Annotated in this window: 4 protein-coding genes; 3 read left to right on the top strand and 1 reads right to left on the bottom strand. The window is 74.7% G+C overall.

The window, feature by feature from the left end; genetic code table 11:
* The 3 genes from ETD85_RS59515 to ETD85_RS66490 all read left to right on the top strand — a co-directional run.
* Window positions 1-1,189: helix-turn-helix transcriptional regulator (locus tag ETD85_RS59515; RefSeq protein WP_138698633.1), on the top strand; the 1,189-nt coding region annotated here is incomplete at its 5' end.
* Window positions 1,190-1,300: 111 nt separating this feature from the next.
* Window positions 1,301-2,302: a hydroxyacid dehydrogenase gene (locus ETD85_RS59520; RefSeq protein WP_138698634.1), complete on the top strand. Its 1,002-nt coding sequence runs from the start codon at window positions 1,301-1,303 to the stop codon at window positions 2,300-2,302.
* Between the two features lie 36 nt (window positions 2,303-2,338).
* Window positions 2,339-4,435 (top strand): serine/threonine-protein kinase, encoded by a 2,097-nt coding sequence (locus tag ETD85_RS66490; RefSeq protein WP_240780128.1) that lies wholly within the window; start codon window positions 2,339-2,341, stop codon window positions 4,433-4,435.
* Between the two features lie 63 nt (window positions 4,436-4,498).
* On the opposite strand, the gene ETD85_RS59530 is transcribed toward ETD85_RS66490, so the two are convergent.
* Window positions 4,499-5,903: WD40 repeat domain-containing protein (locus ETD85_RS59530; protein ID WP_206059585.1), on the bottom strand; the 1,405-nt coding region annotated here is incomplete at its 5' end.

Below are 5,903 nucleotides of genomic sequence, written 5' to 3' on the forward strand. Positions count from 1 at the left end.
CGCGCGGTCCGCGCAGCTCATGGGGCTGGGGCTGGCCGGACGGCTGGAGGAGGGCATGGCGCTGAGCGGTGAGCTGCCGGTGCCCGCCCAGGCGACGGTGGGCGAGCTGGACGCCCTGCTGGGCCGGGGCCTGCTGCGCCTGTGGGCCGACGATCTCGCCGGCGCCCACGACGACCTGCTCGGCCTGCTCGCCGTGAGCGCCGGCGGCTCGGCCCCGTTCCAGCTCCTGGTGGCGACGGCGCTGGCCCAGACCGAGTACCGGCTCGGCCGGTGGGACGAGGCGGCCGCGCACGCCGAGCTCGGCGCCTCGACCGCCGACGACCTCGGCCAGGTCTGGCTGGCGAGCTACGCCCACGCCGTGGCCACCCTGGTGCCCGCCGCCCGCGGGGAGTGGGAGTGGGCCGGCACGCACGTGCGCGCCGCCCGCGCCGCCTGCGGGCAGGACAACGCCGCGGCCCAGGTCAGTACGGCCGCCGCCGAGGCCCTGCTGGCCACCGCCAGATGCGACCACGAGGTGGCCATCACCGCGCTCATGCCGCTGACCAAGGGGAACCTCTCCGACGAGCCGGCCGCCGCGCTCTGGCGCACGATCCTGGCCGACGCCCTCGTCCTCGCGGGCCGGCTGGAGGAGGCCGAGGCGGCCCTGGTGCCGTGCGAGCTGCTGGCCCTGGACCGGGAGCGCCGCGGCGTCCTGGCCGCCGCCGCCAGTGCCAGGGCGGGACTGTACGCGGCCAGGCACGAGCCGGTCGAGGCGGAGTCCGCGTACCAGGTCGCGCTGGAGCACTCGGCCAAGATCGACACGCCGTTCGAGGAGGCGCGGATCCGGCTCGCGTACGGCACGTTCCTGCGTCGCCGAGGCCGCAGGTCCGCCGCCGCCGAGCAGCTCGAAGCCGCCCAGCTCACGCTGTCCAGGCTGGGGGCGCTGCCGTACCTGGAGCAGTGCGACCTGGAGCTGGGCGCGAGCGGGCGGGCGGTGCTGCGCCCGCAGGACACCGCCCGGCTGGGCCTGACGCCGCAGGAGCACACGGTGGCGGTGCTGATCAGCAGGGGGCTGACCAACCGGCAGGCGGCGCGCAAGCTGGTGCTCAGCGTCAAGACCGTCGAATACCACCTCAGCCACATCTACACCAAGCTCGGCATCACCTCGCGGACCGCGCTCATCGGCCGGCTGAGCGACCTGGGGGAGTGAGGCCGGCGGGACGTGCCGTCGTGGCGTGGGCCGGGCCCGGGCCGCCGCGTCACGCCCGATGGCCCTTCATTTACGATCATGTTGACGGCATTTGGGTTCGGGGGGAGCGACATGACCGCAGCGCGGCCGAAGACCTTGCTGGCCATGGGGCATCAGGTGGCCGAGCGGCTCATCACGAGCCGGGTGCGCGACCGGCTGGCCGCCATCGCCGACGTGGACCCGGACCTGGTCGCCGCCGACTTCGCCGACCCGGCCGTGGCCGGGGCGCTGGCCACGGCGGAGGTGCTCTACACGAGCTGGTGGTGCCCGCCCGTCACCGAGGACGTCCTGGCCGCTGCGCCCAGGCTGCGGGCGATCGTGCACGCGGCCGGCTCCGTCAAGCACCACGTCACCGAGGCATGCTGGCAGCGCGGGATCCTCGTCTCGTCCGCGGCGGCGGCCAACGCCGAGCCCGTCGCCGAGTACACGCTGGCCGCGATCCTGTTCGCCAACAAGCGCGTGCTGGACCTCGCCAGGCACTACCGCGAGGAGCGGACCGGGATCGACCTGAACGGCCGCTTCCCCGGCATCGGCAACTACCGGCGCACGGTCGGCATCGTGGGCGCCTCCAGGATCGGGCGGCGGGTGATCGAGCTGCTGCGGCCGTTCGAGCTCGACGTGCTGGTCGCGGACCCGTACCTGCGCGAGGACCTGGGCGTGCCGCGGGTGGAGCTGGACGAGCTGTTCGAGCGGTGCGACGTGGTCAGCGTGCACGCGCCCGCGCTGCCGGAGACCCGGCATCTCGTCGACGCCGCCCGCCTCGCGCGCATGCGCGACGGCGCGACGCTGATCAACACGGCCCGCGGCGTGCTCGTCGACCAGGACGCGCTCATCGCCGAGCTGGCCTCCGGCCGCCTGTACGCGGTGATCGACGTGACCGAGCCCGACGTGCTGCCCGCCGACTCGCCCCTCTACGACCTGCCCAACGTGCTGCTCACGCCGCACGTCGCGGGATCGCTCGGCGGCGAGGTGGCGCGGCTGACGGAGCTGGCGCTGGACGAGCTCGAAAGGTACGCCCGGGGCCTGCCCTTCGCCCACGGGATCGAGGCGGAGGCCCTGGCCACGAGCGCGTGATGACGGGAGGATCGGGTCGGCCCTACGCTGCTCTGCATGCACAAACGGGTGATCGACGAGCGCTTCGAACTGGTGGAGCGGCTCGGCGGCGGCGGCATGGGCCTGGTGTGGCGGGCGTGGGACGTGGCGCTGCACCGCGAGGTCGCGCTCAAGGAGGTGCGGCCGCCTGACCCGTCGATGGACGAGCAGGACCCCACGGGCGCCCGCGCGCTGCGGGCCAGGGTCCTGCGCGAGGCGCGGGCGCTGGCGCGGCTGAACCACCCGCACGTGGCCACCATCCACCACATCGTGGATCCGGGGGAGCAGGGCTATCCGTGGATCGTCATGGAGCTGGTCTCCGGAGGCTCGTTACAGGACCGCATCCAGCGCGGCCCCATGCCGCCGGCGGACGTGGCGCGGCTCGGGCGCGAGGTCCTGTCCGCCCTGCGGGCGGCACACGCCGTCGGCATCCAGCACCGGGACGTCAAGCCCGCCAACGTGCTGCTGCGCGAGGACGGCCGGTCGGTGCTCACCGACTTCGGCATCGCGGCGGTACGCGAGTCCACGAGCCTGACGGCCACGGGGTCGTTCATCGGCTCGCCCGAGTACATGGCGCCCGAGCGCATCAACGGGGTCGAGGGGGATCCCGCCTCCGACCTGTGGTCGCTGGGCATGCTGCTGTACGTGGCGGTGGAGGGGCGGCACCCGCTGCGCAGGAGCACCACACTGGCGACGCTGGCCGCCGTGCTCAACCAGGACGTGCCGCCGGCCGAGCGCGCGGGGCCGCTCGGGCCCGTGCTGAACGCCCTGCTCCGGCGTGACCCGGCGGCCAGGCCGGACGCGGAGAGCCTGGACCGCATGCTGGCCTCGGCCGCCGACCCGTTCCCTCCGGCCTCGCCCGGCCCCGCTCAGGGCGCGCAGCCCGCACCCTGGCAAGCGACGCCTCCCGGGCACGGCCATGGGCCCTCGCAGCCCTCGGGGCACGCTCAGGGCCCGTCGCACTCGGTCCCACCCGGATATGGCCAGGGGCCATCGCACTCGGTCCCGCCGGGGCATGGCCAGGGGCCGTCGCACACGGTCCCTCCCGGGTATGGCCAGGGGACCCCGCAGCATTCGGGGCAGGGCTCGGGGCCCTCGCCCACGGTGCCACCCGGGCACGATCAGCGGTCCTCGCCCACGGTGCCACCCGGGCACGATCAGCGGTCCTCGCCCACGGTGCCACCCGGGCACGATCAGCGGTCCTCGCCCGCCGGGCCTCACGGGCACGATCGGCGGTCCTCGCACACGATGCCGCCGGGCCACGGCCAGGGGATGCCCGCCGGCTACGGCCAGGGGCCGCCGCCGCCGGCCTATGGCCAGGGGGCGCCTGCCTCCCAGCACGCGGTGCCTCCCGGCTACGACCAGGGGGCGCCGCCGCCCTGGGACGGCAGGACACCGGGCCGGCCGGCGGGTGCCGCGCACTCGCGCCGCTCCCGGCGCGGCCCGCGCAACGCGGTGATCGCGGTGTCCGCCGCGGCCGTCGTGATCGCCGGAGTGCTGGTGTGGCGGCTGCTCCCGCCCCTGACGGCCGAGGTCCCCGACCCGCAGGCCCTGCAGCGGACCGGCCTGCCGACATCGGCTCCGAAAAGGACCGGCGACTCGACGTCGGACCCCTTCACCCCGGCGGACAGCGCCTCGCCCGAGGCCACCGATGACCGGACCGGCACCACCCCCGGCAACCTGCACACACCCGCCGGCATCCGAGCCATGATCGCCAAGGTCAAGCTGGCCGTCGGCGGCTCCAAAGTCGTCAGGATGGCGGTGTATCCGACCTACGCCTCCATCGAGGCACCGATCAAGGGCGACCCGGAGCTCTATGACAGGTACGACTACCGCGACGGCGAGGTCACCCGCTCCGGCATCGGCGGCAAGGTGGACAAGCCCATGGTCGACCTGGACAAATACAACTGGAACGCGCTGCCCGCCCTGTTCAAGACGGCGAACAAGGATCTGGGCGTCCCCAAGCCCAGCTCGCGCTACTTCATCGTGGACCCCGACTACGTCTTCACCACCCCTCGCCAGGTGCTGCTGGTGTACGTGTCGGACGGCTACCGCTCCGGCTACCTGGTCGCCAACCTCCAGGGCAAGGTGATCCGGAAATATCCGGACGACTGACAGCCAAGGGTCCGCCCGCGAGGCGACCGCCCGCGAGGCGACCGTCCGCGTGAGGGCTGCTGGTCAGCAGACGTCCTGGTAGCCGCTTTCCGGGATCAGGCGGGTCCATTCGGCCTGGCTCAGTGGCCCGCCCGCCCTGGCGCACACCTCCTGCGCGGTCAGCGCCGGGTCGACCGGGCTCTCGCGCACGCTGCCGTCCAGCGCCACCCCGCGCAGCCGCTTGCCGTCCTGGCTGAAGGCGGGACCGGCCGCCCACGAGCCGAGCTGGCCCACCTCGCGCAGTGCCTTCGTGTCCCACAGCGAGGTGCGGACGGCGTCGATCGTCAGCAGGTCACCGTCCGGGGAGAAGCGCAGCTCGTCCACCGGGGCCGTGCCCGTCGTGATCGCGCCGAGCCGCCGCCCCTTGCGTACGTCCCACAGCAGCACCTGGCCGCCCTCCAGCCCGAACGCCAGCGTGCGCCCGTCGGGGGAGAAGGCCAGCGCGGTCGGCGCGGGCGTCTCCGCTCCGCCTCCCACAGGCCCCCCGGTCGGGCCCCCAGTCGGCCCTCCAGCGGGCTCGCTCGCGGGTCTCTCGGCGAGCACGTACGCTGCTCCGAGGACGAGTGGGGTGACCTTACCGGTGCCGAGGTCGAGCAGGTTGGCGCCGGCGGCCAGCGTCGTGCCGTCCGGGCTGAAGGCCAGGGCCAGGTCGCCCGCGCCCTCGTACACCTTCGTCCGCCGCCCCTCGCGTACGTTCCACGTCTCCAGGGTCCTGCCGCGCGCCGTGGCCAGCACGTCGCCCTTGGGGGAGAGCGCCACGGCGGGCACGTCGCCGCCCGCGTGGATGGCGGCCACCTGACTGCCGCTCGCCACCTGCCACACGGTCACCGGGTCGCCCGCGACGGCGAGCAGCTCGCCGGTCGCGTCGAAGGCCAGGTCCCCGGCGGCGGCGATCCGGCCGAGCTTCTTGCGTTCGACGGTGTCGGTGAGCTCGATCGTGTTGCCGACCTCCTTGGCCGCGACCCGGCCGTCGCCGGAGAAGGCGGCGATCCGGCCGCTCCCCGTCGGGATGGGCAGCCCCGAGACGTCGAGCGAGACGACCGATCCGGTGCCGCCCAGGTAGCGCAGCGAGCGCCCGTCGGCGGAGAACGCCAGCCCGTGCACGGGCTCCTTGAGCGGGTAGACGCCCGCGAGGCGGCGCTCGGCCACGTTCCAGACCCGGACCTCCGCGGTGCCGGGGAGAGCGAGCAGGTGCCCGTCGGGGCTGAAGACGGGCGGCCCGGCGAAGGCGTCGTGGCCCGCCTCCCGGCCGTCCCCGGCGTCCTCGGCGTCCGCGTCGCGCATGCTCGCCGTCTCCAGCTCGTCGCGAACGCTCAGATGCTCGGTGGCGATGGGCACTTCGGCGGTGGCGGGGACTCCGGCGGTGGCGGGCGCATCGGTGGTCGCGGACGGCGCTTCGGCGGTGGCGGCCGGTGCGGCGGTGGAGGGG

This window comes from Nonomuraea zeae, from assembly GCF_005889725.1.
In the GTDB taxonomy this organism is placed as follows: Bacteria; Actinomycetota; Actinomycetes; order Streptosporangiales; family Streptosporangiaceae; genus Nonomuraea; species Nonomuraea zeae.